Raw genomic sequence first — 24,815 nt, 5'->3', positions numbered from 1 at the left:
ACCCCAATGAGTCCGCGCAGCTAGGCATCAATCTCCCGACCAATCTCGAATGCACTCCCCCTCCGCGCCCAACGGCAACCAGCGGAGCGAACGCGTGCATCCGAGTTTTGTTGGATCAACACCCCGCCACTCTGGAGACGACCATGTCAGCTCTACGCAAGCCCATCCCGGAAGACGATTTTCTCGAAACAGAGGCAGGTCAGGAATGGCTGACCGAGTCGGTCGACGATTTGCTTTATCGGCGCCACGTCGAGGCGCCCAACCCTGTTGGGCGAAGCAAGATCCTGGTGAACGCTGACCACTTACCGGAGGCGCTGGCCGATCACATGGCCGCGAACCCAGACCCTGATCGGTACATCGAGAAGATTTTGATCGAGCTGATCTGTCGCGGGGATGGGGGTGTACTGCACAAGTGGGCCATCGAAGCCGTCGGCGGTGATCCGCAAATCGTTCGGTCGCTCGCCAACGACCTGGTTGCGGTGCACGCCAACGAGTACCGAGATGCCAAGCGCGAAAGCGATCGCGTAGAGCGGGAGTGTGGGTTTTGAGCCCTCACATCCTGATCGACCAAGCCCTTGACGGTGTGTCGGCGCCCGCCGGCGAAGAAGACATCAGCCTGCTGGTACAGGCGCTGATCACCCGACTCTTCACCGACGGCGCAATCACCACCGACGAGTTCAACCACTACTGCAAACGCCTGCGTGACACCCGTCAGCGGCGCAAGGAGGACGCATGAGTACGGCACCGGTTAAATCGCTGATCGACGAGCAGCTCGAGGACATCGAACACAAGATCGCCCTGCTCGGCTTCGGCCTTCCCTTTAACGAGGTCATCGGTCGCAAGCGCGAGGTCCTGGTCGCGAGTCTCCCGCAGCGCTTGGCGCCTTCCATGAAGGGTAAGCGCATCGCCGTGAGAGTTCGGCCGCGACCGGTCGCCAATGGGCGCGCCGCCTGATCATCTGGCGTGGCGCGTTCTCCTCCCTCGGCGTTTTCACCTTTTTGATGCTGCTCAGCGCACTCGCCGATCGCATCACTCAATAAACAAAGTATTCAATCGCTGCGCACCGCGCGGCAAGGAACAGTCATGTCCGCTCAAAGCGTGGCGCCGGTGGCGCACGACCGAAACCTACACGTCCTCCCACACGCAGCAACCAGCACCAGTGCTTTGGTGTTGGACGGCGACAGCCTGGACAAGATGATGCGCCTGGCCGAAGTCATGGCCACCGGCCGCGCCACGCTGCCGAAGCACTTCAACGGCAACCCAGCGGATTGTCTGGCGGTCGTCATGCAGTCGATGCAGTGGAAGATGAACCCGTTCGCCGTGGCACAGAAAACGCACTTGGTGAACGGCGTGCTGGGCTACGAAGCGCAGCTGGTAAACGCGGTGATCACTACCTGCGCACCGGTAGTGGATCGCCTGCACTACGAGTGGTACGGCGCTTGGGAAAAGGTGATCGGCAAATTCACTATCAAAAACAGCGACAAAGGCGAGTACCGCGTCCCGGGCTGGAAGCTTGAGGACGAGGAAGGTCTGGGCGTAAAGGTCTGGGCGACCTTCCGGGGCGAAGACGAGCCGCGCGTGCTTGAGCTGCTTCTGGCCCAAGCTCGCACCCGCAACAGCACCCTCTGGGCTGACGATCCTCGCCAGCAATTGGCATACCTCGCCACCAAACGTTGGTCGCGCCTCTACTGCCCGGACGTGATCCTCGGCGTGTACAGCCCGGATGAGTTGGAAGAAACCGCACCAACCATTCGCGACGTATCACCGGCACGTGGCGCGGCACCAACCGTACTTCCACCCTACCCCGACGAAAAGCTCACAGAGAACTTGCCCAAATGGCAAGTCGCTGTCGACGCCGGCCGCTCTGCCCCTGATCACCTAATCGCAACCGTCAGTAGCAAATTCACCCTGAGCGACGAGCAGATCGCCAAGATCAAAGCGCTCGCGCCTATTGAAGGAGACCAAGAATGAAAATCCACAATGTCGCTCAGGGCTCCGAAGCCTGGCACGCGCTCCGCGCCAACTACTTCACTGCTTCAGAAGCGCCGGCAATGATGGGCGCATCGAAACAGATGAAGCGCACCGAACTGCTGCACGCGAAGAAGACCGGTCTCGACCGCGACGTGTCGTGGTGGGTGCAGAAAAACCTGTTCGATAAAGGCCACGAAGCCGAGGCACTTGCTCGGCCGATTCTAGAAGGACGCATTGGCGAGGACCTGTTTCCCGTCGTCGGCACCGAAGGCGACCTGCTCGCATCCCTCGATGGCTGCACAATCCTCGGCGACGTGTTGTTCGAACACAAAATGTGGAACGAGCAACTTGCTGTCGACGTTCGCGCCGGCACGCTGGATCCGCACTACTACTGGCAGCTCGAACAGCAGCTGCTGGTCAGCGGCGCAGACAAAGTAATTTTCGTCTGCTCCGACGGCACCGAGGAAAACTTCGTGTCGATGGAATACGCGCCGGTGCCGGGCCGGGCCGCGACGCTCGTCGCGGGCTGGAAACAGTTCCAAGCTGACCTGCTGTACTTCACCCCCGCCGAGGTGGTGCCGGAAGCCGTCGGCAAAACGCCGGAATCACTGCCAGCTCTGCGGATCGAAGTGACCGGCATGGTCACCGCCAGCAATCTGGAGCAGTTCAAAGCGCACTCGCTGGCTGTCTTCAGCTCAATCAACACCGAGCTGGAAACCGATCAGCACTTCGCTGACGCCGAAAAAACAGTCAAGTGGTGTGGCGATGTCGAGGAGCGACTGGAAGCCGCCAAGCAGCACGCGCTGAGCCAAACCGAAAGCATTGACGCGCTGTTCCGCACCATTGACGAGATTAGCGCCGAGGCCCGCGCCAAGCGTCTGATGCTCGACAAACTGGTGAAGGCTCGCAAGCTCAGCATCCGTGAAGACATCGTCATGGATGCAGCCAAGGCGCTGCAGGTCCACATTGACCAGATCAATGCTTCACTGGGCGGCAAAGCGCGCATGCCGGCGGTGCCTGCAGATTTCGCCGGGGCGATCAAAGGCAAAAAGACGATCAGCAGCCTGCGCGACTCTGCCGATTCCGAGCTGGCCCGGGCAAAGATTGCCGCAAGCCAGATCGGCGACAGCATCCGGAGCAACTTGGCCAGCCTAGACGAGCTCGCAGCCGACTACATGTTCCTGTTCAACGACGTTCAGCAGCTGGTGATGAAAGCGAACGACGACCTGGTTGCGCTGATCAAGGTGCGGATCTCGGAACACCAGAAGGCGGAGGAGCAGAAAGCCGAAGCGCAGCGCGAACAGATCCGTAAGCAGGAGCTGCAGCGCATTGCGGACGAGGCGAAAGCCAGCGCACCGGTCGAGCCTGCACCAGTCACCAGCCCAGCGCCGGTGAAAGCCGCCGCACCGGTTCAGTCTTCATCGAAACCAGCGACCACAACCGCAGCGCCGGTGAACCTGCAAGCTGAGGTGTTCGATCTGGAAGCGCTGATCCATGCCGTTGCTGGCGGTCACGCTCCAATCTCGGTTCTAACCGTGGACTGGGAGAAGCTCGATGCAATGGTCGCCGCCCAAGGCTCTAAATTCAGCATGGCCGGCGTGAGGCTGGTCAAGGTGGCGGCATGATCAGCAACCACCTCAACCTGATCGAGCAACAGCGGCAGAACGCGGAAGCCATCAATGACCAGGTCGCCCAGTACTTGGCCGCCGGCGGGCGGATCGACAAGCTGAAAAGCCCGCCGCGCAATCCTCTGCCACCGCCCCGGTCCAACAAAATAGACCCTGAAACGGTCCTCAAGCGGCGCCCGAAGCCGATTTCGGCCGCCGAGCGCAGGGCTCTTCGCAAAATGGCGGATTCGCTATGAAGTCGAAACGAAAACCCAACAACGGTTTCGCCCGGGCTGAACGCAGTTGCCGGGCGCTGCTGCGCACCAACCACGTCGCGGTGGTGAACATCGACCCTAGCGGCAGCCAGATCATGGCGAACTGGAAGAACTGCCGGCAGATCCGCAGTCTGGCGATCGCCAACGCTATCTTCGACTTCTCCTACCACTGGACGATCTACATCGGCGCCATGTGTCGAGATGAGCGCGGAGCCGAGTACATCAAGTCGGTCGAGATATCGCCCGAGGGCATCTACAAGGTCGAGCGCCTGACCGATGCCATCGAGCATTACTACCTGGAGCTGCGCAACAGCGCCAACCCGAACCATCTGGTGGTATCAGGCTGGATCGCCATTCCGGACGAGGTTTCGATGGATGAAGCCCAGGCAGCGAAGCTGTTCTACGCCGCCGGCGCTTGGCATCAGGTGAAGGTCGCAGCGTGAGACAAACCATCAACAGGGCGAACCAGCGCCGCCGACAGACCTGGCTGGACTTGCCGGCCAGCGGAATTGAAGAGGTAGGCCATGGCCAAGAGCAATGCAGATCGCTCAGCGAAAGCCTCGGCGAAGAGGAAGGAGCGCGGCGAAGAGGAAATCAGGCTGCACTGCCTGCCCGGCACGCGACAAGCACTTGCTGAGCTGATGGTCTGGAGCGGCATCGAGGAAGCAGGCGAGGCAATCACGCTGATGATTCACCATCTGCACAGGCTTGGCCCGGGCGGCGCCCTTCCATTACTTGAGCCACCGCCGCGACACAAATACGAAATACCTGAAAATGTGTCGCGGAAACTAAAGCTGGCCTATCAGCGAGAGGCGCTACGGCTTCAGCAAGATTGATTGAAGATTACGTTCTTTGATGAACTGATCAGCATGTGCATTCATCACCGCTCTCGCTTGTAGTTCGTCGGAGCAATCCAACGAGTGCTCGGCCTCCACGTTTACTTTCGGCGGAACGACCGTTTTACCGTAGAGTCCGAGCCAGGCGACAACCGGAGCGCCGGTGCGCTGCGAGCCAAAAATGATTCTCACCTTTGGATCATGCTCTGGATAATCATACGAGTCCCAATAATTCATAGCTTCTCCTTGTCGCAGATGGATGCAAAGTACCCGTATACCCCACGCCAGCAATACTAACGAGCCCTACAGCTTTTTGATGGCATATCTGGTTAATGCTAACCGCACGGGCGAGCGAATGTATCATTGGTTAGGAACTACGAATGGTATATACCATTACCCATCATCGTGTTGCCAAGATGAAAAAATCCAGAACCGTCATCGATAGAAAACATCACGGTAGTTTCTGCAAGAAGGTCTTTTAGCGCCTGCAGTTCAACGGGGTCTGTTGGCATTTTAATAAGAATTGAAGAAACCATTGCATCATCCAGCCTATCCATTTGGATATATTCGTAGCCAGCTAGAGATTTCCGAAGAGAATGGTGACCGCCAATTTCCTTCCCAGAGCGTACGAGTCGTGCGCACACCGTGAACGCAAAAGCGTACCCCGTGATTACGGGATCTGGCTGTGGCGATTCTTTCCACTCTTTACCATCTTGGCTCTCAATCATATAAGGGCCTTCGCCAATATATTGCCCGTAATTTTCGACAAGATAAGCCATCTCATAAGTTGACTTAACTGTCGAGGCGATTTCCATTACAGGCGAACTCAGGCTGATGACAAGCATTGAGGCAGCCGCGAGTCCCCGCAAATAAGCAGGCAAGTCGTTTTTTTGCACGAGTTCTTTCATCTCGCTCTCCATCCGGCTCCATGCCGGGCCGAACACAAATACCCCACTTCTACGAATCACGCCAGCCGGCGAGGATCCCCTATGGAAATCGAATACGGCTCGGTTTGCTCCGGCATCGAGGCGGCAACCCTTGCATGGAAGCCGCTCGGCATGCGCGCCACCTGGTTCGCCGAGATCGAAGCGTTCCCCAGCGCGGTGCTGGCTCACCACTACCCGAATACGCCGAACCTCGGCGACATGACCAAACTCGGCGCCCAGGTGCTGGCCGGCAAGATCGCCGCGCCGGACATCCTCGTCGGCGGCACGCCGTGCCAGGCGTTCAGCGTGGCCGGGATGCGCGAAGGACTCACCGATCCGCGTGGCGCCCTCACCATCAAATACGTGGAGCTCGCAGATGCAGTTGACTATGTTCGAGCAGGCCAGCGAAAGCCGCCCTGCGTCATCGTCTGGGAAAACGTCCCCGGCGTCCTCAGTGACAAAGGGAACGCCTTCGGATGCTTTCTTGGCGCGCTTGCTGGGGAAGACTGCGAACTGCAGCCTTCAGGGAAGAAGTGGCCGGACGCTGGTTGTGTGTATGGACCCAAAAGAACAATCGCGTGGCGGATCCTGGACGCCCAATATTTCGGCCTGGCCCAACGACGCCGTCGTTTGTTCGTTGTCGCAAGTGCTCGAGACGGATTCGATCCCACCGAGGTACTTTTTGAGCGAGAAGGCGTGCGCCGGGATACTGCGCCGCGCCGAGGCGAGGGGCAAGACGTTACCGGATCAGCTCCTTTCGGCCCTGCGCTCCAGTGCGGATGTGGATACATCTTCGACGAGTCATTAGGGCAGTACGGCTGCCCGAATTGCGAGGGCGACGAAGGCCCCGCGGTTGGTGTGTTCTGCGGCGTACCGGCGTTCGGCGGTCACAGCCTGGCTGGCTCAGTCGAGCGGTCGGCAACACTCACCGCCAAGGACAGCCGGCTCGACATGGAAAGCGAGACGTTCTTCCTTCATCCGGAGGTGGCCGGGGCTCTAACCAGTCATGCATTTAGCGGTGGTGCCGGCGGCCGCCCAGACGGCGCAGCGGCTGGCCATTTTGTTGTTGCGCCAACACTGGCTGGCGGTGCTCGCAAGTCCGGTGGATACAGTTACGACGACGTGCCGTGTGTAGTGCACGGAACTCAAGATCCCTGCGTAAGCTACGACCAAGCCCATACGCTTGGGCGCAACAACGGTCAGGAAAATGCCGTACTTGCGATCCAGAATGCCACCCGTGGGAAAGATCAGAACGGTCTTGGTATCGCAGAACCAGGCGAACCGATGTACACGCTAGATCAAGGCAGTCAGCACGCCGTCATGGTTTCCGAAGTCGCCGGCACACTCGGTGCCAATCATGGAAATATCAAGGCTGAGCATGCATGGACTGGCCAGCTTGTCGGCGGATCAAGCGTTCGCCGATTATTACCGCGAGAGTGCGAACGCCTTCAGGGCATGGTCGACGACTACACGCTGATCCCGTGGCGCGGCAAGCCTGCGGAAGAGTGTCCGGACGGCCCGCGCTACAAGGCGATCGGCAACAGCAAGGCCGTGCCCTGCGTTCGCTGGATCGGCCGGCGCATCCTCAAACAACTCTGAACCCACCCTCCACCGCCCGGGCATGCCCCGGCATAGGACGCCCCATGCCCACAGAAAACAAAACGGCCGATCCATTCGGCCCCAGCGGTCGCACCTTCCACATTCATTTGAGCGTGCGCGGCGCGCTGCGTGACTTCAGCAAGCGTCAGCTCAAAGGCATGTTCCGCATGGAGGGCGGCCGCGATTGCACCGCCGATGAGGCGAAGGATCACCTGCTCGAGGCGCTGGCCCAAGGCAAAGAAGTGCTGCCATTCGGACCGCCTTGCAAGGGTTTCGATTTCGCCGGCAACGGCTGCCCAGGACATGACACGGAGGCAAAATGATCAATTTCTTCTGGCGCCTGGTCGCCAAGCTGCTCGCGCGCCCGGCAATCGCCGACTGGCTCATCGCCCGCGCCAAGCTCACCCCCTACCAGCACATCATGTCCGCCGACGGCACCGAGATGTACATGGGCCGCTGGTGGCTGTTCAACCCGTACAGCCGGGAGACGCACAAGCCTGCGCTGTGGTGGTGCCCGTGGTCGTTCCGCGTTCACCACATCATGCGGCCGGACGAAGATCGGGATCTGCACGATCACCCGTGGAACGCCCGGACCATCATCCTGCGCGGCTGGTACATCGAGCAGCGCCAAATCATGTGGCGCCGTCGAGCGACCGGAGAAACCGCCCGCCTCAACCACGGCGAATACCACCGCATCGACCAAGTATCACCCGGCGGCGTCATCACCCTCTTCATCACCAGCAAGTGGCGCGGTGACTGGGGATTCCTCGTAAACGGCGTGAAGGTGCCTTGGCGCACCTACACCGGCACCGACAACTGAAAAGGATTGCATGATGACCGGAATACAAACGCTGGCAACTCTGGTACTCGGCGGCGCGTTCGACGCAACCGAGCTTGGCGAGAACGATATTCAGCCAGATTCGAAGCTGATCGAAGAGCTGCAGCAGCGGCTGGTCACCGGCACCGATGACGTGTACATCCAGCTGATTGACCGCGCCGAGTTGAATCGAGTTACCGCCGAGCGTGATGCCCTGCAGGAGCGCCTGAGCGCAGCGGATCAGCAAATTGATGAACTGACCAATGAGCGCGAGAGCCTGATCGCATACGGTCGCAGCAATGGCCTCGATGAGGCCTCGACCCTGTGCAGCCGCATGGCGTACGACACCTATTACCCGGCCGGCTCACGCTTCAAACACTTCGTGCCGAAAGCGCAAGAGAAGTTGGGCAACCTGCTCATCAAGGCGGCCAACGCAATCGCCGATCTGCCGGATGGGCCATACGAGCGGCACCGGGCTCGTCAGCAGAAGAAAGCGGAAAAGTCCGCCACCGCCTGAAAGGAGTACATCTGTACTCCTCCCACAAAATTACTCCCTCCCCCTTCAAAGTCAGCCGCTATAGCGGCAAGGACGAGCTTGCCCATGGAAACGATAAAACTGATTCAGCCAGCCCCAGTCGTGCGCGATGAGGACGGCATGTTCCAACATCCTGACCTGCCAGATTTTGATGAGGGCGATCAGGAAAAATGCAAAGCCTGGATCGCCGAGCAAGGCCTGCAAGTGAAAATGGTCGAGCTCGAGTATCACAGCGACCAAGCAATCTCAGACCGTTACTTCGACGCGGGCGATTCGGATTGCAGCTACTGGGATCCGGATAAACCTGAAGGCGAAGGCTGGTTCTGCCTTTCCATCCACGACACTGACAACGGCCCGGTCTGCTGGTGGGCTCGCCGCGAAGTGACGCCATGAAAGTCACCGACGAAGAAATCCTGCAAGCCATCTGGCGCGCTCAGGTGAAGAAAACTGCAAATGGCGTCATCACCAACTACGTCGGCGGCGGCAAAGCACTGAGCGGTAGCGATAGCCAACGGTACGCTCAGGGACTGCACATGATCAGCCGTCGAGCGTGGGGCGTGCCACTGAGCTATGCGCAGTTGCGGCGCCGCACTCTTGCGCTGATCAATGCCAGATCGATTCCTTGGCGCACCGACTTCAACGGCTCGATCATCTGGATCGACGACCAACGCGCGAAGGCTGTGTTCGAGTTCGCTCGCCAGTGGTGGCGCGATCAGGGCGTTCCTGAAGGCTTTGACGAACAGCGCAAACGCAAGCGCACCGTTCAAGTAGATGAATTCGGAGAGAAGGTCGAACAGCTCGAGGCTGAACTCTTGGAGCGATTCGGCAAGCTGGAGGTGACGCCATGATCTTCGCCCCGCTCTACATGGCCTACCTGATCTACAGGGGGCCGTAGCGATGACCGGAATGATCGGCGCCCGCGCGGCGCCGCCGAAGCACAAGAGCGTCGAGTGGTACACCCCGGCTTGGATATTCGACAGGCTCGGGCTGCAGTTTGACCTCGACCCTTCCAGCCCGCACGACTATGTAACGGCGGTACCGGCGAAGACGAAATATACGATCTTCGATGACGGCCTCTCGAAACAGTGGACAGGCCGAGTATGGATGAACCCGCCCTACGGTCCGGATACTGGGTTCTGGATGCGCCGGCTGATTGCTCATGGCGACGGCATCGCGCTGGTATTCAGCCGCACGGATGCCGAGTGGTTTCAGGAGGCGATGGCCAGTGCATCAGCGACCCTCCTGATCAAGGGACGAATTGCCTTCGTGCCTGGTCATGAAAACAGCCACAAGAAGGGCCGCTCAGGCGCTGGCAGTGCGATGTTTGCCTTCGGCGACGATTGCGCGATCGCGTTGCAGAGCCTGGCGGATCTCGGCGTTCTGATTCCGCGAATCGCCGCCTGATAACCATCCCCCAACTCAACAGCCTGCCGGTGTACGGCGGGCGAGGAATTCGTATGGCCGATCAAAAACATCACCTGCGCGAAGCCATGATCGAAGCGATCATGGACATCGCCCAGCACCTGCCGCTCGACTGCCAGATGTTCGTCATCGCCTGCCGGCCAGGCAAGGTCGACTTTGACCTGGTGCTGCCGTCTCCCGAGGCGAATCTGAATAACGCGCTCGACGCGCTGCGCCGAAACGGCCTGAGCATCGACGGCAACAACTCCTACAAGAGTGACCTGCTGGACTGTGTCGTCGGGGCACTGGCGCTCGGCGCGCAGAACAGTAACCCGCCGGCATCCAGTCATTGGGCAACACGGTTTTGGGAGATTGGCCGGGAAGAACGCGGACTTCACGAAGAGCTCGTCGCCGCGCTGAAGCTCACCCGCGAGAATCTGCGCGCCTGTCAGGCGACCATCCACTTGGCCGGCTACTTCGATCCCGCATACGTGAACGACGCCCAAGCCGCAATGGCAGTTGCCGACGCAGCTTTGGCCAAGGTCGGCGCATAACCCATCACCACCTTCTGCCGCCACGCGCGGCATGGAGCAATACCTCATGGAAACCGAAATCCTCTCTGACGAGGAGCTGGCCGAACTCACCGGCTACAAAGCCCGGGCCTACCAGCGCCGCTGGCTGATTGATCGCCAGTGGGTGTTCGTCGAAAGCCGCGGCAAGCGCCCACTGGTGGGTCGGATGTATGCCCGCATGAAGCTGGGCATGCTTAGCCCCACTATTGCCGATCCGAATCCGCCGCCGGCCGCGCCGGTGTGGACGCCAGACTATTCGCAGGTGAACTGATATGCGCCCCCGCAAGACCGAGCACCAGCACCTGCCCCCTCGAATGTACAAGCGATCCCGAAAGCGCAAAAACGGTAGCACCTGGACCGCCTATTACTACCGCGACCTGCTCGGCAATGACATCCCTCTGGGCAAGGATCTCGACAAAGCACGGTTGAAATGGGCCGAGCTGGAAGCCAAGGAAAAGCCGCTCGACCTGCGCACCATGAAGGGAATCTTCGACCGTTACATTCGTGATGTGGTGCCAAAGAAGGCGCCGCGCACGCAGAAAGACAACCTGGCGGAGATCAAGCAGCTTCGGCCGATGTTCGATAGCGCCCCGATCGACTCGATCACGCCAGCAACGATTGCCGGGTACCGCGATGCGAGATCGGCGAAGGTTCGGGCGAACCGTGAGATCGCTACCCTCTCCCACATTTTCAATATCGCCCGAGAGTGGGGGCTGACGACTAAGGAAAATCCCTGCCAAGGCGTGCGCAAAAACAAGGAGACGCCGAGGGACTATTACGCGAATGATGTGGTTTGGGAGGCGGTGTACGAGCAGGCAGCTCAGGAGCTGAAAGAAGCGATGGACCTGGCCTATCTGACCGGGCAAAGGCCGGCAGATGTGCTGGTTATGCGGAAGGATGATGTTGAAGGCGGGTATCTGACTGTTCAGCAGAACAAGACGCACAAGAAGCTGCGCATTCAGATGACGACCGCCGGAGAGGCGAACAGCCTGGGCATTCTGATCGCTGCGATCACAGAGCGAAACGCTGCGCATGTCTCGAGCTACCTGATCATCAACCGGAGCGGTAAACGGATGACGGCGACGATGCTGAGGAAACGGTGGGACGCGGCGCGGGAGAAGGCAAAGTTGGAAGCGCTTGAGCAGGGAGACGAACTGCTGGCGAAGCGGATCGGTGAATTTCAGTTCCGGGACATTCGGCCAAAGGCGGCGTCGGAAATCAGCGATGTGGGTGACGCCAGCCTGCTGCTCGGGCACACAAAAGGCGATATTACCGAGCGAGTTTATCGTCGCGTCGGCGCCATCGCCAAACCATCAAAATAGGCAAAAAATGCGTTCCATAACTCAAATCGCGCCCCTTGTAGAATGCGGTCTGTAGAGGTGCTGCAAAACAAAAGTATTGGAACGAAAAAGAGTCTGAGGCCGCGTATTCAGCGGCTTTCCATAGCGGTCTTGAAAACCGTCGACTGTAACAGGTCCATGAGTTCGAATCCCATCGCCTCCGCCATCTTATGTACGCTTTGTGGATCGTTTCCACATCTTGTCGGCTATTTCCGCAATCCATCTCTCCGACATCACTGGTTGGACATCGACACACCTGGGGATGTGGGTGTCTTCAACGGACAGCTTTTGGCCATTCTCTGCCGCTCTCACTACAGCATGTCGTGCCCAGGTTGAATGCTTGGACAGGCCTTGTCGAAGAGATTGTTTGCCAGATACAGCGAAACGGTTGCTTACAGCGTCCAGTCGAACCACCCGAGCGCATTGCCTATACCTGCTGTGCGCATAGATTTCAGGCGTCCTTGGTGAGACGTCGTGTTGTTCATATTTCATGTCCGGGCCAAGGACAGAATCGAGGCGACCCGGGGAGTCGGATCAAAGGTGCAGCGCTGGCCGGGCTTGGGCACTGCCATGGGAAGGAACCCGAACACGCAACGCAATCAGCAGCGCGGCCAGCAGCATCAGCACGGCCGCCGCTACAAATACGCCTGCGCTGCCACCGAAGCTGAACACTGCACCGCCAGCGGCGGCGCCCGTTGCAATGGCTGACTGCACAGAGGCCACTACCATGCCTCCGGCGCTTTCCGCTTGGTCAGGTACCGCGCTGGCGACCCAGTTCGACCACGCCACCGGCACACCGCCAAAGGCCAAGCCCCAGACTGCCAGCAGTACCGCCTGCCCCGCCAACGAGGCCGGTAACAGCACCAACGCCAGTGCTGCAACGCCGACCAGCGCCGGCATCAACACCAGAGTGGCCAGTGGATGGCGCTCCAGCAGCCTGCCGGCTAACAGCGTGCCGAAGAAGTTCGCCGCACCGAACCCCAGCAGCATCAGTGACAGCCCTTGCGGGCCGATGCCGGTCGTACTTTCAAGGAATGGACGAACATAGGTGAACATCGCAAAGTGGCCACTGTGCACCAGCACGCAACCAAACATGCCGATGGCGATGCCCGGGCGCTGCAATACCTCGAGCACAGTACGCAGGCGGGCCGGCCGGCGCGGCGCAAGGCGCGGCAGGGTGAACGACTGGAATGCCAGGGTCACCATGCCTACCGCCGCCGCGGCAAAGAACGCGCTGCGCCAACCATACAACCCGCCCAGATAGCTGCCCAGCGGCACAGCCACGACCGTGCCGATGGCAATGCCGCTGAAAATGATCGACAGCGCCCGGGGCAACAGAGCATTCGGCACCAAGCGCATCGCTACCGCCGCCGCCATGCTCCAGAAACCGCCAAGGGCAATACCCAGCAAGATGCGCATGAACAACAGCACCGCGAAACTGGAGGAAATAGCGACCAGCAGATTGGATGCGATCATCAACGTGGAAAAACCCAGCAGCACCCAGCGACGATCGATACTGCGAGTCAGGCCTGGCACCAACAGGCCGGCGAACAGCGCCACCACTGCTGTCACCGTTACCGCCTGGCCAGCTAGCGCTTCGGACACACCCAAATCGGTAGCCATTAGTGTTAACAGGCTGGCCGGAAGGTACTCAGCGGTCAGCAAGCCGAACACGCCCATTGCCAACGAGAATACGGCCATCCACGCGGGGGTTGCAGGTTCTACATCCTGTCCGACGCCGGGACGGCAGTGGGGTTCGGCATTACACACAAGGTCAGTCATTGCACAGATCTCCAAGTCTTCATTGCGACCCGCAGTCTAGGCGCGAGAATCTGGATGATCTATGATCAAAAACCTCGATTTTTTGACTGAAACACCTGAAACAATGCCTACAGATCAGTTTGCTCTTTCGTCGGAACTCATCAACGAGCTGTTGCGCGGCATGCGCCTGCGTGGCGTAGAACACCGACGTATCCAAGCCGGTCGAACCTTCGGCCTGGGCTTCGCTGCCAAACCTGGGCATGCCTGGTTCCACTTCCTGGCAGTCGGCAATGCGATGCTACGGACGGAGGACGGGACAACGTATGGACTGTCTGCCGGCAACGCCGTACTCATCTCCCATGGTGCGGCCCATCAACTGCTTTCCCATGCGGACGTGCCTGTTGAGGACATCGACCGTTTGGACGGAGCGCCCCTCGGTGAAACCGTCAGCGCGGTGGATGCCGGAATCGATGCCAACCCCACGCCGACCAACATTTTGTTCAGTAGCTGCATGGAGTTTGAGCTGGGCAGTATCCATGGCCTGGGCAGCCTTATGCCCGGCCTGATGCTGATTGATGCCGGTGGCCAGCGTTACCCCGGACTGGTGCCAATCCTGGCCGCCATGGAGCGCGAAGTCAGCGCCGCACGTATCGGCTTCGCCGGCATCCTCGCGCGACTGGCCGACGTGGTGGCTGCTATGGTCGTTCGCGGCTGGGTGGAGTGCGCCTGCGGTAATGCCTCAGGCCTGGTCGCCGCATTGCGCGATCCACGCTTGGCAAATGCGCTTCTTGCGCTCCACCAACAACCGGGGCGCGACTGGACCGTTGCGCAGCTGGCGGAGCAATGCAATACGTCGCGCTCAGTCTTTGCGGACCGTTTCCAGGTGACTATTGGCATGACCCCGCTACGCTACGTCACTGAGTTGCGGATGCGGCTTGCAAGCCAGTGGCTGACGCTTGAAAGGCTGCCCATTGAAGAAGTGGCTCAGCGTTTGGGCTATACCTCTCAGGCCGCTTTCAGTCGCGCATTCAAACGTATTACGGGCAAGACACCTGGATTAAGTCGACAGTCGAGGCAGTCCGCTGCTTCCTGACGCCGAGCAGGAGTTGTGGAGGGAACCCTATGGCGGCTTCGCACTGTCTATGCGTCAGGCAGCTTACGGCCAATAGCGGCCGTTCTGGAATGGCAGGAAACGACCGATAACTGCCTTCGATACGCGACTTTCGCCCGCTAGCGGCTCGATTGTAAGAATATGGCGGAGAGCTGCAAAACCGCCTACGCTTATAGAATGATTCCTCGAACGCCTTGCCCATCTGGTGGTATAGAGCCGAGAGATCTGACTTCCTTTGACCGTCCACTTAACACCCACCCGGACCGACCCGCGCCTATCGCCAGCAACTGACCCCTGAATCCGTTCCACACGACCAGCAGTACGGCGCAACGGGTAAAAACCAGACCCAGTCCCCCCACCTGTCGTTCAAAAGCGACCGATGCCGCAGCACCTCTGGAAACGGGGGGCGCTGTTCACGTTCTGCCAAGAGGTCAATCCGTATGTATCGGCCGAGCACGATTCCTTACCAGCAGCATCGAGGGTTCAGCCGAACCTTCACTCAGGGGCATTTGAGCCTAGGATTATTCTTTCCCATGGAGGCGTTCGACGGGGACACTCCGAGCATGCTCAACCAGGTCACACTGGCTAAACAAGCCGAGATGCTGGGCTTCTGCGCGCTCTGGTTTCGCGACGTGCCGCTTCGCGATCCTGGCTTCGGCGATGTCGGCCAAGTCTTCGACCCCTGGGTTTACCTGGGTTATATGGCCGCCCATACCTCGGAGATTGCACTTGGCACCGCCTCCATCGCCATCCCGCTGCACCATCCCCTGCACACGGCCAAGGCGTCAGCCAGCGTCGATCAGTTGAGCACTGGTCGCTTGATTCTGGGGGTTGCTTCGGGAGATCGGCCAGTGGAGTTTTCGGCGTTTGGCGTCGATCCAGAAAGGCGTGGAGAGATCTTTCGAGAGCACTACGAGGTGATTCGCCGAGCCCACAGCACCAGTTTTGAACCCATCCACTGGAGTACGGGTGAAATGCGCGGCGCAGACCTGATTCCGAAACCCACCACCCAATTCATTCCAATGCTCGTGACCGGCAACAGTCGCCAGTCACTAGACTGGATCGCGCGCGAGAGCAACGGCTGGATCAACTATCCACGCATACCGAACATGCAGCGGCTGGTCGTGGAAGATTGGCGATTGGAGGTCACCAGGCAATGTGGCTCTGTGTACAAGCCCTTTACTCAGTCGCTGTACATCGATCTCGATGAGAATCCGTCCACGCCACCCACACGTATCCATTTGGGTTTCAGACTGGGACGTTACCATCTACGGTTTTTGCTGGAGTCGCTTGAGGAAATCGGCGTGGACCACGTCATTCTCAATCTCAAATATGGCAAGCGCCCTGCGGCGGAGGTTATCGAGGAATTGGGTACGCACATCGTTGCGCAGTTCGGAGTGCAGCCGCGTCAGGCAGCTCATTGAACATCGGTCACTGCTACGCCGACGAATGCTCACTTGACGAAACCATAAGGTGTCACGGCGCGGATGACCTCCGGTTCTATATCAATGATGGAGATCTTCGCGCCATGAGCGACCGGTGCCCGGCAAACAATCAACCCTACCCAGCCTAAACCCGTGATGAGCACGTTGCCTTGCAGATTTTGTGCGGCTTCCACGCCGTCCATGGACACGATTTGCGCGCGTATCCTTTCACTTATACCGAGCGCGCGAGCATGGCATGAATCCTGGACACGGCACTTTAGCCATGACATTTTCTTCAATACAGGTGTTTTGATTGATCACCGCCCGGAACAGCAGCAGGCCCAGGCGATCCTGATTTTCACAAAATACATCCTGGGCCTCCCCGAACTGAATGGAACTTCCTGTTGGATTTGCTTAACCGGGCAGCTTGGCCGCAAGGACGTCAACCTTCTCGATTGATGGCGGTTCGGCAAACAGCTCGGGAGCGTTTGCCATAAGCGCCGCCGCGACCTTGCCCGAAAGATGAGCCTGCCGGCCCGCTTCATCCGGGAATGCGTCAAAGATGCCAAAGGTAGACGGCCCCAAGCGGATTCCAAACCAGGCTGTAGTGGCTGGCTCCTCCTCCACTAAAGGAAGGCCGCTCAAGAGAAAGCGCTCCACCTCTTTCTCTTTCCCAGGTTTTGCTTCCAGACGAACGAACAACGCTACTTTGACCATGACGTGGCTCCTGTTGTTACGATGCGGCTGGTGCTATCTGGTCGCAATAGCTAAAAGGGGCATCCGGCTGTTAACTATGGTCGACGACACCACGATTACAAACCCAAAGAGACCAAGGGTAGCGCCGCATGTCGCTCGGACACTGAGAATGACGTAGTAGGCAGCGCGCAAACCGCAGACCAGCCGCTTGATCACTTTTCCCGAGCTGTGGCCTGATAATCAAGACTCAACGATATCTGAAATTCAGGAGAACATAACAGATCATGGTTACTGTCAGGCCGACCAATATGTACTCGACACGCGGTAGAAATATAACTAACCCACCTAAAGAAAGCACGATCAAGGTGTTTTGCAGTATGTATTTCCTTATTCGACTCACGGCTATGAAATAGCCATATTGCTTCCCCAGGAAAAACAATGCCATGCCGATGATCGACATGATCTGGAAATCGCGCATCGCAATGTCATTCAGGATCGCATGCCTGATCAAATTTGCCAGGAGCGCCAGCCCCATAAAAAGAAAAAGGTGCGAGTAGATCAAGGCGTGCCCACTCATACTGCTGTGATTTTTGCTCAGCAGGTAAAAGCTATCAAAATAGATCCACCAGATACTGCAAATCATGATGAATCCGGTGATGGCCGCCATCACATTGTAATAACCCCATTGAATGTTAGATAAGCCTCCGGAAAGGCTAATAATTGACTCCCCCAATAAGATTAGGGTGAGTAGGCCTATGCGCTCAACCAAGTGCTCTGTGTGTGCTGGCAACGGTTTTAATTTAGTCCAGAAAAATACAGGAAACAGAATATCAAGAACAATCCCAATATAAGCAACAAGGTAACGCAAGGGCGGGTCAAAAATAACCGATGAGAGACTAATAACTGCGCTAACTAATAGGGCGAAGCCGAGCCTTGAGGAAAGTTCGCCGCGAGAATCGAGTTTACTAATGGACGAAATATACATAACACTGATGATCGCACGTATACCAAAATAGCAGGCAATAATAAGCGGGTAGTTCACTTCCAGGTCTTCCCCGATCCGTGCCGATAGCACAATGAGCAGGAGCATTATGAATAATGTTGCCAAACGGTGAAGATTGCTGTCTGTATCAAACCTGTTGGAGTAAATCGTGTGACTGGACCAGATCCACCACAACGGTACAAAAAGCAGTAAGAATGTCCATAGTTGCTTATGTTCAAAGTGGCCTTCATGAACATGTCCGAGAGTGTGCGTAACCTGGCCAATCGTAACAACGAAAGTCAGGTCAAAAAACAACTCCAACCATGTTGCATGTCGATTTTTTTCATAATATTTCAAAGATTTCATTAGCTGCCGGCTCCGTGTACACCTCTTTAATGTAGAAGGAAGCTAACGCTGGTTTACCCTCGGCTCTGGTATGGGTGATGCCAGGCCGATGTGGCAATCTAGCGATTTCGTCCGCGCACTAACAGAAGCTCAATCATCTGACTCATCTCGTTGAACTCTGGGACCCCGTCATAGCGAAGGCCGTCAAAGTAAAACGCCGGAGTACCGTTCACGCCGCTGCGTACACCGCCATTGAAGTCGGATTGTATTTTGGGGATGTAAGTGTCCTCTCGCATGGCAACGTCGAGTTCTTCGCTGGAAAGGCCGTGTTTTAGAACAATGGCGCGATACAGCGGCAGGCCCAATCGATCCTGATTTTCGTACAATTCGTCGTGGGCCTCCCAGAAGAACCCTCGACTACCGGCATGCTCCGCGGTGACCGCTGCACCCAGCGCATGCGGGTGAGCGGTGGTCAGAGGAAAGTTACGGAACACGAACAGCAAATCATCGCGAAAATGCTGTTGCAGATTCTTGACCATCCAATACGCTTCACCGCAATAGGGACATTCATAGTCACCAAATTCCACCAAGGTGACCTTGGCATGCGCACTTCCCTGGCGATGGTCGTTGGCACTTACCGGGACTTTGAGAGTGGCCATGTAATCACCTGTTAATTTTTGGTTGGCGTGCTTTGTGGTGAATTCGCCAGAGCATCCAGCGCATCCAGAATGCCGTCCGCCCCAGGGTTGATTGCCATTGGTGAGATGTAGCTCCAGGCGACCACCCCCTCCTTGTCAATCACGAACAGTGCCCTCTTACAAACTCCGAGCTGGGACTCGTACGCTCCATACTGTCGTGCCACCGCGCCTTTGGGCTCGAAATCGGCCAGCAGGCTGAAGTGGAAATTTCGATCTTTGGCAAAGGCCTGATGACACCAGGCGCTGTCAACCGAGATACCCAATAGCACCGCACCGTATTCTCTGAAGGTGGGTAACAACTGGTTGTACAAGGTCAGTTGGTCACCACACACCGAAGTCCAGTCAGCGGGATAAAACGCCAATATCACGGGATTTCCCTTTAGCTCACGCAGCGACAACTGTTGATCAGGGGTCGCGTGAAGAGTGAAGTCGGGAGCGACAGTGCCGGCCGGCAGCGGCCCCTGAACCAGGTCGCCATTGGTTTTTTGTGCATCATCGAACTCTAAAGTATTCATTGCTTGAACCTTGATAGATGGGTGGTTGGGACGTGCTCAGTGGGATACGACGTGCCCGGCGGGATAACTCCATCCACCATCAAGGGGTTCAAATAAAGACAACGCTGCCTCGATCTCAGCCTGAGCCTGAGTAATTTCGGCAGCGAAACGTTTACGTTCCGCATCAAGGAACACAAGAAGATCCGCCGTGTAATCGCGGAATTGGATTAGGCCAGGTTGGCAGGGGAATGGTCGGATTCGCTCTGGCTCACCAATGACTATAGTCGTTGATGACGCTTACCGTAGTAACTGAACGAATTTTCGGTACCCTCCAGTGCCAACAACAGTCACGCGCTTAATGCGTCCACGGCCAGGCGTGTTGAGCAGAGCTTGGGTCTAAAGCGCTCAGTTTCCCAAACGCTTCTGGACCCGGCAAAAGATCTGAAGCGCTCAACAGGAACGCTCCAGGACCGAAGTGGCAACTGAAGTGTGGTTCAGGGCAACCGGACTCGTTCGAATCTGAAGATTCGCCTTTTCAAACTTCGGAACAGACAAGATCGGGAATCAGGGACCGGGACGCGCGAAGGCTTAGGAAAGCTTCGAGGTCCGCATAGGGCATCGGTTTAGCAAAGTAATACCCCTGAAAAACATCGCAGCGACCGCCCTTGAGAAAATCCACTTGAGACTTGGTTTCCACACCCTCGGCGACCACCGTCAGGCTGAGGTGATGGGCCATGGAAATAATGCCTTGGGTGATCGCGGCATCGTGATGGTCGGTAGCGATATCCCGGATGAAAGAACGGTCAATCTTGATCTTGTCGATGGGTAAGCGCTTGAGGTAGCTGAGGCTGGAATAACCGGTGCCGAAATCATCGAGCGCAATGCGTACACCTAGAGCCTTGAGCTGGTGCAACGTGTCGATCGCCTGCTCAACGTTATGCAACAGGAGCGACTCGGTAATCTCCAGTTCCAACTGCCCGGCGCTAAGTTCGTACCTGTTCAGCACTGCCTGTATACACTCGACGAACTGCCCACGCTGGAAATGCATCGGCGAAATATTCACGGCCATCGAGATGCCTGTGATGCCCTGCTCGCCCAGTTGACGCAACTGCGCGCAGGCCGTATCGAGTACCCAAAGGCTCAGCGGGATGATCTGACCACTGTCTTCAGCCACTGTTACAAACACCGCTGGTGAGATAAATCCTTTTTCCGGATGCTCCCAGCGCAGCAAGGCTTCGATCCCGACCACCTGCCCCGTGCGTGCGTCTATCTGCGGTTGATAATGCAGCTGGAAGGATTGAGTTTCGATAGCCTTTTGCAAGTCATTGCGCAGGCTCGCGTGCTCGCAAACACGTTGATTGAGCTCGCTGGTGTACCACTGAAAGTTGTTGCGCCCTTGCTGCTTGGCTTTGTACATGGCCATGTCAGCCTGCTGGATCAGTTGCATCGGCTGCTCAATGTGACCATCGCTCAGGGTGATGCCGACACTTGCACTCACATGCAGGTCAATGCCCTGGATGCAGTAGGGTCTGGCAATGCTGGCCATCAAGCGCTCGGCGACTGGCACTGCGTCCTCGTCACATAGCAGGTCCGGCAGCAGCACAATGAATTCGTCACCGCCCATGCGCACGATGGTGTCACCGGGACGAACTTGCTGAGTCATGCGTTGCGACACTTCGATCAGCACCTGATCGCCGAAGTAATGCCCGATCGAATCGTTGATGGATTTGAATCCATCCAGATCAATGCACATTACCGCCAGACGCCGATTACGCCGACGACTGATGTGGCAATCCCGAACAAGTCGCTCTTCAAGCGAAACACGGTTAAGCAAACCGGTCAGCCGGTCATGGCTGGCATTGAAGCTCAATTCGCGTTCGAAATTTTTCTGTGCGCTGATGTCCCGGGCAATTCCGAATACTCCCACAATCTCTCCGTTGACCATGATGGGCAGGTTGGAGATATCCATGGTCAACAGTTGCTCACTTTCGTCGCGAAGCTGTGCCTCGAAGCGCTGAGGCGATCCGGCACGGGCTGCGCAAAAATGCTGACTGACCCGTTGCAGATCCTCATCGAGTACAAGATGGGAAAAATGATGACCAATGAAATTGACGGCCGTCTGCGGTTTCAGCTTCAGGCCCGCAGGATTGACGCTCTGGACGTTGCCGGCCAGATCGAGGGCGAACACCGGGTTGGGGTTATAGGTGAACAATGAACGAAAACGTTGTTCGCTCTCCTCCAATCGCCGACCGTCACGCTCATGACGGATCGCAATGACTGCCAGTTGCGCGGCAAACACCAGCTGCTGAATCTGCACCTCGTCCGGCGCATGGATACTCTTTTGGTACAGGGCAAATGTCCCCAACACCGTTCCTTCATGGGAGAGCAAAGGGACTGACCAGCAGGAACGCAGGTCATGCACCAGCGCCAGGCTGCGGAAACGTTCCCAGTTCGGGTCCCGTGCGATGTCTTCGGTGACTACAAGCTCGCGCCGGAACGCTGCTGTACCGCAGGTCCCTTCCTGCGGACCAATGGCCATTCCATCTATCGCCTCGCTGTACTCGGCCGGCAGGCCTGGTGCCGCGCCGTTGAGTAAGTGCTTGCCCTCTGCATCCGCCAGCAGGATAGAGCAGTAGGTTTCGGGAGTCTGTGTGTCGAGCATCTGGCAGATGGCGCAGAGTACATCGCCCAGATGCTGATCGGTCGCGATCATGCCGAGAATGTCACGTTGCGATTGGGGGAAGGTCTTGCTCTGAAAGCTTGGACGAGTATTCATGGTGATTCCTGAAGACTCTCGATTCGTCCGGTCTTCAGAGAGCCAGAAACAGCAGCGGGCCGATCACTGTCCCCTTGTGCGTCGGATATACACTCTATAGAGCGTTGCCCCGTTAAAAACAGACTCAGATCTAACAAAAAAAGCAGGATCACATTGTTGCCGTCTGGCTGACTTCGCTGTCTCGAGTTTTGGAAATCCGCCCTTTTACGGACGTTCACGACACCGCAGGTGGCCAGATCGAACGCTGCGATTTTCAAGCCTGATTGTTCACCCGTGGCTACGGCGTGGGCGATGCCAAGACGACGCCGCACCCTAGCGATTTCGTCCGTGCCCTACAGACCGCTCTACTGGAGTCCCGTCATACTGCCTATGGCCGAAAGCAGTCATTTGTGGACGGCAGCTATCGGCCAAAAGCAGCCATCCCGCGCGAAAACTTTAACGTATTCCAGATGCCCGATGCAGGCGACACACGTGTGCCAGTCTCCTCTTCCCCGCTCGCGCCCTGACCGTAGGTAAAAGGCTATTCAGGGCGCTGATGGAAGGCAGCAAAAACATCCGCCATGAAATCCATGAAAACGATGGCTCGCTGGGGCAGCAGCCGATTCGCCAGATATACGATTTGGATCGGTACCGGCGGCGCCACGTATTCGTTAAGCAGCAATTGAAGATTGCCACTCTTCAGCCCTTCCTCATAAAGCCATTGCGGCCCCTGCGCGATGCCCAACCCTGCATTGACGTACTCACGGATCGCCTCAGGTGAGTTGACACGCAGTCGTCCGGAGATCGGGACATCAGTGTCCTTGAACCGCCAGTTGGTTCCAGTGGACAGGAGGGTATAAATGAGGCAGTCGTGTTCCTTCAGGTCGTCTGGCGAAGAGGGAGTGCCTCGTTTCTCCAGGTACGCACGGCTGGCAACGCACACACGCTCGAACCACGCCAGTGGCCGGGCTCGCATTGCACTGTCTTCCAGGTGACCGATACGAATCGCGAGTTCTACCCCCTCGTCGACCAAATTGACGTAGCGATCATTGATTTGAAGATCGAGTGACAGTTCGGGGTAGCGCCCTAGAAAACTCGCGACGTGCGGTACGATGAAAGTGTGAGCCAATGCGGTCGGGCAAGCGACGCGCAGTAATCCGGATGGCGCTACGTTTCCTCTTAGCGAGGACTCTGATTGTTCCACTGAGTCCAGGATACGCCGCGCATCTGCGTAGTACCGTTCACCCTCGGGCGTGAGCATCAGCTTTCGTGTGGATCGGTGAAGCAGCCTGGTTTGCAAATGGTCTTCAAGCGCAGCGACGTAACGACTGACGCTCGGTTGCCCTAGACCCAGATCACGTCCCGCAGCAGAAAAACTGCCTGTCTCGACAGCGCGCACAAAGCAGTTCATCAGTAACAACCGGTCCATCACGCCCCTATTCATGCTTATTTCGCATGAGATCTATTCTATTTGTCCATCTTATCAGCGCATCGGCATGAATACATAGTTGCTCTCAGAGGGCCAGTCGTCCGTTTGGCGGCCCAAAAAAAGAGGAAATTCAGATGTCCCGTTTACAAGGCAAACGTACCCTGATCACCGGCGGTACAAGCGGCATCGGTCTGGAGACCGCCAAGCAGTTTCTCGCCGAAGGCGCACGCGTGATCGTCACCGGGGTCAATCCTGAGTCCATGGCAAATGCTCAAGCTATTTTAGGTAGCGAAGTCCTGGTGTTGCGCGCCGACTCAGCCAGCGTCGCAGCCCAGAAGGAGTTGGCGCAGGCCGTTCAGTCTCATTACGGGCAACTGGACGTTGCCTTCCTCAATGCTGGCGTATCCGTCTGGAGGCCAATCGAAGACTGGAACGAGGAGATGTTTGATCGCTCCTTCGACATCAATGTCAAAGGCCCTTACTTCCTTCTGCAAGCGCTGCTGCCGACCTTCTCCAATCCTGCATCGGTGGTTCTTAACACCTCGATAAGTGCGCACTTGGGCGCCGCGAATTCATCTGTTTATGCTGCAACCAAGGCTGCCTTCCTGAACATGTCGAAAACGCTCTCTGGCGAGCTTCTACCGCGTGGTATTCGAGTCAATGCGGTCAGCCCTGGTCCGATCGACACGCCACTGTATGACAAGGCGGGTATACCCGATGCCTACCGCGAGCAGGTCAATAAGGAGATTGTCGCGACTATCCCATTTGGCCGTTTTGGCACGCCTGAAGAAGTAGCCAAGGCGGTGCTGTATCTCGCGTCGGACGAATCTCGCTGGACGGTGGGAACGGAAATTATCGTTGATGGTGGTCGCGCGCTTTAACGAGACAAGTACGCTTTTGAGTCTGAGCATTCCGCCTCCTGCCCGGCAGCGTAACGCCCACGCAAGGGATGATATTTACCCTTGTTGTGCTCCGCAGAAGACGGTCAGGGGTGGGATTCATACACCACAGGCGAAGGCTTGTCCTGAATCGCCACGGCGTACTCGATCGCCGTGGCGCTTACAGGCACGCTGCAACGTCTGGTCACTTCTCAAGCGTCGCCGCCTGGTTATCGCCTTGCTCGGCGATTTTCGTCAGTTTTCCATCCGCGCCCTTTTCTTCTGCAAGCGGGGCCTGCAGCAACGTTGCGGCATCCTTGAGTTTCAGGTGCTAGGCCATCGCGATCAGCGTGCCATAGTGAG

At 57.5% G+C, this 24,815-nt stretch carries 30 protein-coding genes and 2 pseudogenes; 21 read left to right on the top strand and 11 right to left on the bottom strand.

The annotated features are described in order from the left end of the window. Nucleotides 1-143: 143 nt before the first annotated feature. The 8 genes from ACS4NR_RS06605 to ACS4NR_RS06570 all read left to right on the top strand — a co-directional run bounded on the left by ACS4NR_RS06605 (nt 144) and on the right by ACS4NR_RS06570 (nt 4,689). Entirely contained in the window at nt 144-548 is a 405-nt protein-coding gene (locus tag ACS4NR_RS06605; RefSeq protein WP_456019453.1) for a hypothetical protein, read from the top strand. Continuing rightward, nucleotides 545-736 (top strand): hypothetical protein, encoded by a 192-nt coding sequence (locus tag ACS4NR_RS06600; RefSeq protein WP_456019452.1) that lies wholly within the window; start codon nt 545-547, stop codon nt 734-736. Before ACS4NR_RS06605 ends, ACS4NR_RS06600 begins: the two co-directional genes overlap by 4 nt. Further along, nucleotides 733-954 (top strand): hypothetical protein, encoded by a 222-nt coding sequence (locus tag ACS4NR_RS06595; RefSeq protein WP_456019451.1) that lies wholly within the window; start codon nt 733-735, stop codon nt 952-954. Before ACS4NR_RS06600 ends, ACS4NR_RS06595 begins: the two co-directional genes overlap by 4 nt. A 129-nt stretch (nt 955-1,083) precedes the next feature. Further along, nucleotides 1,084-1,971 (top strand): recombinase RecT, encoded by an 888-nt coding sequence (gene recT / locus ACS4NR_RS06590; RefSeq protein WP_456019450.1) that lies wholly within the window; start codon nt 1,084-1,086, stop codon nt 1,969-1,971. After that, nucleotides 1,968-3,596, top strand: coding sequence for a YqaJ viral recombinase family protein (locus ACS4NR_RS06585; RefSeq protein ID WP_456019449.1), 1,629 nt, complete (start codon nt 1,968-1,970; stop codon nt 3,594-3,596). The genes recT and ACS4NR_RS06585 overlap by 4 nt, the downstream gene beginning before the upstream one ends. Then, nucleotides 3,593-3,835 carry a hypothetical protein gene (locus tag ACS4NR_RS06580; RefSeq protein WP_456019448.1) on the top strand — a complete coding sequence of 81 codons (243 nt, stop codon included), beginning with the start codon at nt 3,593-3,595 and terminating at the stop codon, nt 3,833-3,835. Before ACS4NR_RS06585 ends, ACS4NR_RS06580 begins: the two co-directional genes overlap by 4 nt. Further along, nucleotides 3,832-4,296, top strand: a complete 465-nt coding sequence (locus ACS4NR_RS06575) for a hypothetical protein (protein ID WP_456019447.1) — start codon at nt 3,832-3,834, stop codon at nt 4,294-4,296. Before ACS4NR_RS06580 ends, ACS4NR_RS06575 begins: the two co-directional genes overlap by 4 nt. A gap of 81 nt (nt 4,297-4,377) precedes the next feature. Then, nucleotides 4,378-4,689 carry a hypothetical protein gene (locus tag ACS4NR_RS06570; RefSeq protein WP_456019446.1) on the top strand — a complete coding sequence of 104 codons (312 nt, stop codon included), beginning with the start codon at nt 4,378-4,380 and terminating at the stop codon, nt 4,687-4,689. Here the strand turns inward: ACS4NR_RS06570 and ACS4NR_RS06565 are convergent. Together ACS4NR_RS06565 and ACS4NR_RS06560 are read right to left on the bottom strand one after the other, a co-directional pair. Continuing rightward, nucleotides 4,669-4,926 (bottom strand): hypothetical protein, encoded by a 258-nt coding sequence (locus ACS4NR_RS06565; protein ID WP_456019445.1) that lies wholly within the window; start codon nt 4,924-4,926, stop codon nt 4,669-4,671. The genes ACS4NR_RS06570 and ACS4NR_RS06565 overlap by 21 nt on opposite strands. 137 nt (nt 4,927-5,063) lie before the next feature. Further along, nucleotides 5,064-5,597, bottom strand: a complete 534-nt coding sequence (locus ACS4NR_RS06560) for a hypothetical protein (RefSeq protein WP_456019444.1) — start codon at nt 5,595-5,597, stop codon at nt 5,064-5,066. Nucleotides 5,598-5,678: 81 nt separating this feature from the next. Between ACS4NR_RS06560 and ACS4NR_RS06555 the strand changes: the two genes are divergently transcribed. From ACS4NR_RS06555 to ACS4NR_RS06510, 10 genes are all read left to right on the top strand, one after another. Continuing rightward, nucleotides 5,679-7,214, top strand: a complete 1,536-nt coding sequence (locus ACS4NR_RS06555; protein WP_456019443.1) for a DNA cytosine methyltransferase — start codon at nt 5,679-5,681, stop codon at nt 7,212-7,214. Nucleotides 7,215-7,258: 44 nt separating this feature from the next. Next, on the top strand, nt 7,259-7,537 hold the full coding sequence (locus tag ACS4NR_RS06550; protein WP_456019442.1) for a hypothetical protein: 279 nt from the start codon (nt 7,259-7,261) through the stop codon (nt 7,535-7,537). After that, on the top strand, nt 7,534-8,034 hold the full coding sequence (locus ACS4NR_RS06545; RefSeq protein ID WP_456019441.1) for a hypothetical protein: 501 nt from the start codon (nt 7,534-7,536) through the stop codon (nt 8,032-8,034). The genes ACS4NR_RS06550 and ACS4NR_RS06545 overlap by 4 nt, the downstream gene beginning before the upstream one ends. A gap of 13 nt (nt 8,035-8,047) precedes the next feature. Further along, a complete protein-coding gene (locus tag ACS4NR_RS06540) occupies nt 8,048-8,548 on the top strand; it encodes a hypothetical protein (RefSeq protein ID WP_456019440.1) in 501 nt (166 codons plus the stop codon). Between the two features lie 84 nt (nt 8,549-8,632). Continuing rightward, the gene (locus ACS4NR_RS06535; protein WP_456019439.1) at nt 8,633-8,959 is read left to right on the top strand and encodes a hypothetical protein; all 327 of its coding nucleotides are present in this window, start codon (nt 8,633-8,635) and stop codon (nt 8,957-8,959) included. Beyond that, nucleotides 8,956-9,414 (top strand): hypothetical protein, encoded by a 459-nt coding sequence (locus ACS4NR_RS06530; protein ID WP_456019438.1) that lies wholly within the window; start codon nt 8,956-8,958, stop codon nt 9,412-9,414. Before ACS4NR_RS06535 ends, ACS4NR_RS06530 begins: the two co-directional genes overlap by 4 nt. 49 nt (nt 9,415-9,463) lie before the next feature. Continuing rightward, nucleotides 9,464-9,970: a DNA N-6-adenine-methyltransferase gene (locus ACS4NR_RS06525; protein ID WP_456019437.1), complete on the top strand. Its 507-nt coding sequence runs from the start codon at nt 9,464-9,466 to the stop codon at nt 9,968-9,970. A gap of 53 nt (nt 9,971-10,023) precedes the next feature. Beyond that, the gene (locus ACS4NR_RS06520) at nt 10,024-10,521 is read left to right on the top strand and encodes a hypothetical protein (RefSeq protein WP_456019436.1); all 498 of its coding nucleotides are present in this window, start codon (nt 10,024-10,026) and stop codon (nt 10,519-10,521) included. 46 nt (nt 10,522-10,567) lie between these two features. Continuing rightward, a complete protein-coding gene (locus tag ACS4NR_RS06515) occupies nt 10,568-10,810 on the top strand; it encodes a DUF4224 domain-containing protein (protein WP_456019435.1) in 243 nt (80 codons plus the stop codon). 1 nt (nt 10,811) lies between these two features. After that, nucleotides 10,812-11,861 (top strand): tyrosine-type recombinase/integrase, encoded by a 1,050-nt coding sequence (locus ACS4NR_RS06510; RefSeq protein WP_456019434.1) that lies wholly within the window; start codon nt 10,812-10,814, stop codon nt 11,859-11,861. A gap of 552 nt (nt 11,862-12,413) precedes the next feature. Here ACS4NR_RS06510 and ACS4NR_RS06505 read toward each other — a convergent pair. Beyond that, a complete protein-coding gene (locus tag ACS4NR_RS06505; RefSeq protein ID WP_456019433.1) occupies nt 12,414-13,661 on the bottom strand; it encodes an MFS transporter in 1,248 nt (415 codons plus the stop codon). 103 nt (nt 13,662-13,764) lie between these two features. On the opposite strand from ACS4NR_RS06505, the gene ACS4NR_RS06500 reads away from it, so the two are divergent. Then, a complete protein-coding gene (locus tag ACS4NR_RS06500) occupies nt 13,765-14,733 on the top strand; it encodes an AraC family transcriptional regulator (protein ID WP_456020362.1) in 969 nt (322 codons plus the stop codon). 458 nt (nt 14,734-15,191) lie between these two features. Next, the gene (locus tag ACS4NR_RS06495) at nt 15,192-16,175 is read left to right on the top strand and encodes an LLM class oxidoreductase (protein ID WP_456019432.1); all 984 of its coding nucleotides are present in this window, start codon (nt 15,192-15,194) and stop codon (nt 16,173-16,175) included. A gap of 38 nt (nt 16,176-16,213) precedes the next feature. Here ACS4NR_RS06495 and ACS4NR_RS06490 read toward each other — a convergent pair. The 7 genes and pseudogenes from ACS4NR_RS06490 to ACS4NR_RS06460 all read right to left on the bottom strand — a co-directional run. Next, nucleotides 16,214-16,396 (bottom strand): annotated as a pseudogene (locus ACS4NR_RS06490) (monovalent cation:proton antiporter-2 (CPA2) family protein); the annotation flags it as partial. Nucleotides 16,397-16,589: 193 nt separating this feature from the next. Continuing rightward, nucleotides 16,590-16,892, bottom strand: coding sequence for a putative quinol monooxygenase (locus ACS4NR_RS06485; protein ID WP_456019431.1), 303 nt, complete (start codon nt 16,890-16,892; stop codon nt 16,590-16,592). A gap of 226 nt (nt 16,893-17,118) precedes the next feature. Beyond that, entirely contained in the window at nt 17,119-18,219 is a 1,101-nt protein-coding gene (locus tag ACS4NR_RS06480) for a low temperature requirement protein A (protein ID WP_456019430.1), read from the bottom strand. A 98-nt stretch (nt 18,220-18,317) separates the two neighbouring features. Beyond that, on the bottom strand, nt 18,318-18,857 hold the full coding sequence (locus ACS4NR_RS06475; protein WP_007967054.1) for a DsbA family protein: 540 nt from the start codon (nt 18,855-18,857) through the stop codon (nt 18,318-18,320). Between the two features lie 11 nt (nt 18,858-18,868). Continuing rightward, a complete protein-coding gene (locus ACS4NR_RS06470) occupies nt 18,869-19,411 on the bottom strand; it encodes a redoxin domain-containing protein (RefSeq protein ID WP_007967055.1) in 543 nt (180 codons plus the stop codon). A 514-nt stretch (nt 19,412-19,925) separates the two neighbouring features. Next, nucleotides 19,926-22,166, bottom strand: a complete 2,241-nt coding sequence (locus tag ACS4NR_RS06465) for a putative bifunctional diguanylate cyclase/phosphodiesterase (protein ID WP_456019429.1) — start codon at nt 22,164-22,166, stop codon at nt 19,926-19,928. 520 nt (nt 22,167-22,686) lie between these two features. Then, nucleotides 22,687-23,574, bottom strand: a complete 888-nt coding sequence (locus ACS4NR_RS06460; protein ID WP_456019428.1) for a LysR family transcriptional regulator — start codon at nt 23,572-23,574, stop codon at nt 22,687-22,689. Between the two features lie 134 nt (nt 23,575-23,708). Here ACS4NR_RS06460 and ACS4NR_RS06455 point away from each other — a divergent pair, with 134 nt between their 5' ends. Then, nucleotides 23,709-24,455 carry an SDR family oxidoreductase gene (locus tag ACS4NR_RS06455; RefSeq protein ID WP_115987525.1) on the top strand — a complete coding sequence of 249 codons (747 nt, stop codon included), beginning with the start codon at nt 23,709-23,711 and terminating at the stop codon, nt 24,453-24,455. Between the two features lie 202 nt (nt 24,456-24,657). Here ACS4NR_RS06455 and ACS4NR_RS06450 read toward each other — a convergent pair. Further along, nucleotides 24,658-24,810 (bottom strand): annotated as a pseudogene (locus tag ACS4NR_RS06450) (DUF892 family protein); the annotation flags it as partial. Nucleotides 24,811-24,815 lie beyond the last annotated feature (5 nt).

Source organism: Pseudomonas sp. JQ36 (assembly GCF_053851495.1).
Note: the sequence above shows the minus strand (reverse complement) of the source record. Positions and strands in the feature narration are given on the sequence as shown.

Bases quoted from the DNA above. Each gene is read 5' to 3' on its own strand.
- ACS4NR_RS06605 (WP_456019453.1), top strand. From the start codon at position 144: ATGTCAGCTCTACGCAAGCCCATCCCGGAAGACGATTTTCTCGAAACA.
- ACS4NR_RS06595 (WP_456019451.1), top strand. From the start codon at position 733: ATGAGTACGGCACCGGTTAAATCGCTGATCGACGAGCAGCTCGAGGAC.
- recT (WP_456019450.1), top strand. From the start codon at position 1,084: ATGTCCGCTCAAAGCGTGGCGCCGGTGGCGCACGACCGAAACCTACAC.
- ACS4NR_RS06585 (WP_456019449.1), top strand. From the start codon at position 1,968: ATGAAAATCCACAATGTCGCTCAGGGCTCCGAAGCCTGGCACGCGCTC.
- ACS4NR_RS06580 (WP_456019448.1), top strand. From the start codon at position 3,593: ATGATCAGCAACCACCTCAACCTGATCGAGCAACAGCGGCAGAACGCG.
- ACS4NR_RS06575 (WP_456019447.1), top strand. From the start codon at position 3,832: ATGAAGTCGAAACGAAAACCCAACAACGGTTTCGCCCGGGCTGAACGC.
- ACS4NR_RS06570 (WP_456019446.1), top strand. From the start codon at position 4,378: ATGGCCAAGAGCAATGCAGATCGCTCAGCGAAAGCCTCGGCGAAGAGG.
- ACS4NR_RS06565 (WP_456019445.1), bottom strand. From the start codon at position 4,926: ATGAATTATTGGGACTCGTATGATTATCCAGAGCATGATCCAAAGGTG.
- ACS4NR_RS06560 (WP_456019444.1), bottom strand. From the start codon at position 5,597: ATGAAAGAACTCGTGCAAAAAAACGACTTGCCTGCTTATTTGCGGGGA.
- ACS4NR_RS06555 (WP_456019443.1), top strand. From the start codon at position 5,679: ATGGAAATCGAATACGGCTCGGTTTGCTCCGGCATCGAGGCGGCAACC.
- ACS4NR_RS06550 (WP_456019442.1), top strand. From the start codon at position 7,259: ATGCCCACAGAAAACAAAACGGCCGATCCATTCGGCCCCAGCGGTCGC.
- ACS4NR_RS06545 (WP_456019441.1), top strand. From the start codon at position 7,534: ATGATCAATTTCTTCTGGCGCCTGGTCGCCAAGCTGCTCGCGCGCCCG.
- ACS4NR_RS06540 (WP_456019440.1), top strand. From the start codon at position 8,048: ATGACCGGAATACAAACGCTGGCAACTCTGGTACTCGGCGGCGCGTTC.
- ACS4NR_RS06535 (WP_456019439.1), top strand. From the start codon at position 8,633: ATGGAAACGATAAAACTGATTCAGCCAGCCCCAGTCGTGCGCGATGAG.
- ACS4NR_RS06530 (WP_456019438.1), top strand. From the start codon at position 8,956: ATGAAAGTCACCGACGAAGAAATCCTGCAAGCCATCTGGCGCGCTCAG.
- ACS4NR_RS06525 (WP_456019437.1), top strand. From the start codon at position 9,464: ATGACCGGAATGATCGGCGCCCGCGCGGCGCCGCCGAAGCACAAGAGC.
- ACS4NR_RS06520 (WP_456019436.1), top strand. From the start codon at position 10,024: ATGGCCGATCAAAAACATCACCTGCGCGAAGCCATGATCGAAGCGATC.
- ACS4NR_RS06515 (WP_456019435.1), top strand. From the start codon at position 10,568: ATGGAAACCGAAATCCTCTCTGACGAGGAGCTGGCCGAACTCACCGGC.
- ACS4NR_RS06510 (WP_456019434.1), top strand. From the start codon at position 10,812: ATGCGCCCCCGCAAGACCGAGCACCAGCACCTGCCCCCTCGAATGTAC.
- ACS4NR_RS06505 (WP_456019433.1), bottom strand. From the start codon at position 13,661: ATGACTGACCTTGTGTGTAATGCCGAACCCCACTGCCGTCCCGGCGTC.
- ACS4NR_RS06500 (WP_456020362.1), top strand. From the start codon at position 13,765: ATGCCTACAGATCAGTTTGCTCTTTCGTCGGAACTCATCAACGAGCTG.
- ACS4NR_RS06495 (WP_456019432.1), top strand. From the start codon at position 15,192: ATGTATCGGCCGAGCACGATTCCTTACCAGCAGCATCGAGGGTTCAGC.
- ACS4NR_RS06485 (WP_456019431.1), bottom strand. From the start codon at position 16,892: ATGGTCAAAGTAGCGTTGTTCGTTCGTCTGGAAGCAAAACCTGGGAAA.
- ACS4NR_RS06480 (WP_456019430.1), bottom strand. From the start codon at position 18,219: ATGAAATCTTTGAAATATTATGAAAAAAATCGACATGCAACATGGTTG.
- ACS4NR_RS06475 (WP_007967054.1), bottom strand. From the start codon at position 18,857: ATGGCCACTCTCAAAGTCCCGGTAAGTGCCAACGACCATCGCCAGGGA.
- ACS4NR_RS06470 (WP_007967055.1), bottom strand. From the start codon at position 19,411: ATGAATACTTTAGAGTTCGATGATGCACAAAAAACCAATGGCGACCTG.
- ACS4NR_RS06465 (WP_456019429.1), bottom strand. From the start codon at position 22,166: ATGAATACTCGTCCAAGCTTTCAGAGCAAGACCTTCCCCCAATCGCAA.
- ACS4NR_RS06460 (WP_456019428.1), bottom strand. From the start codon at position 23,574: ATGGACCGGTTGTTACTGATGAACTGCTTTGTGCGCGCTGTCGAGACA.
- ACS4NR_RS06455 (WP_115987525.1), top strand. From the start codon at position 23,709: ATGTCCCGTTTACAAGGCAAACGTACCCTGATCACCGGCGGTACAAGC.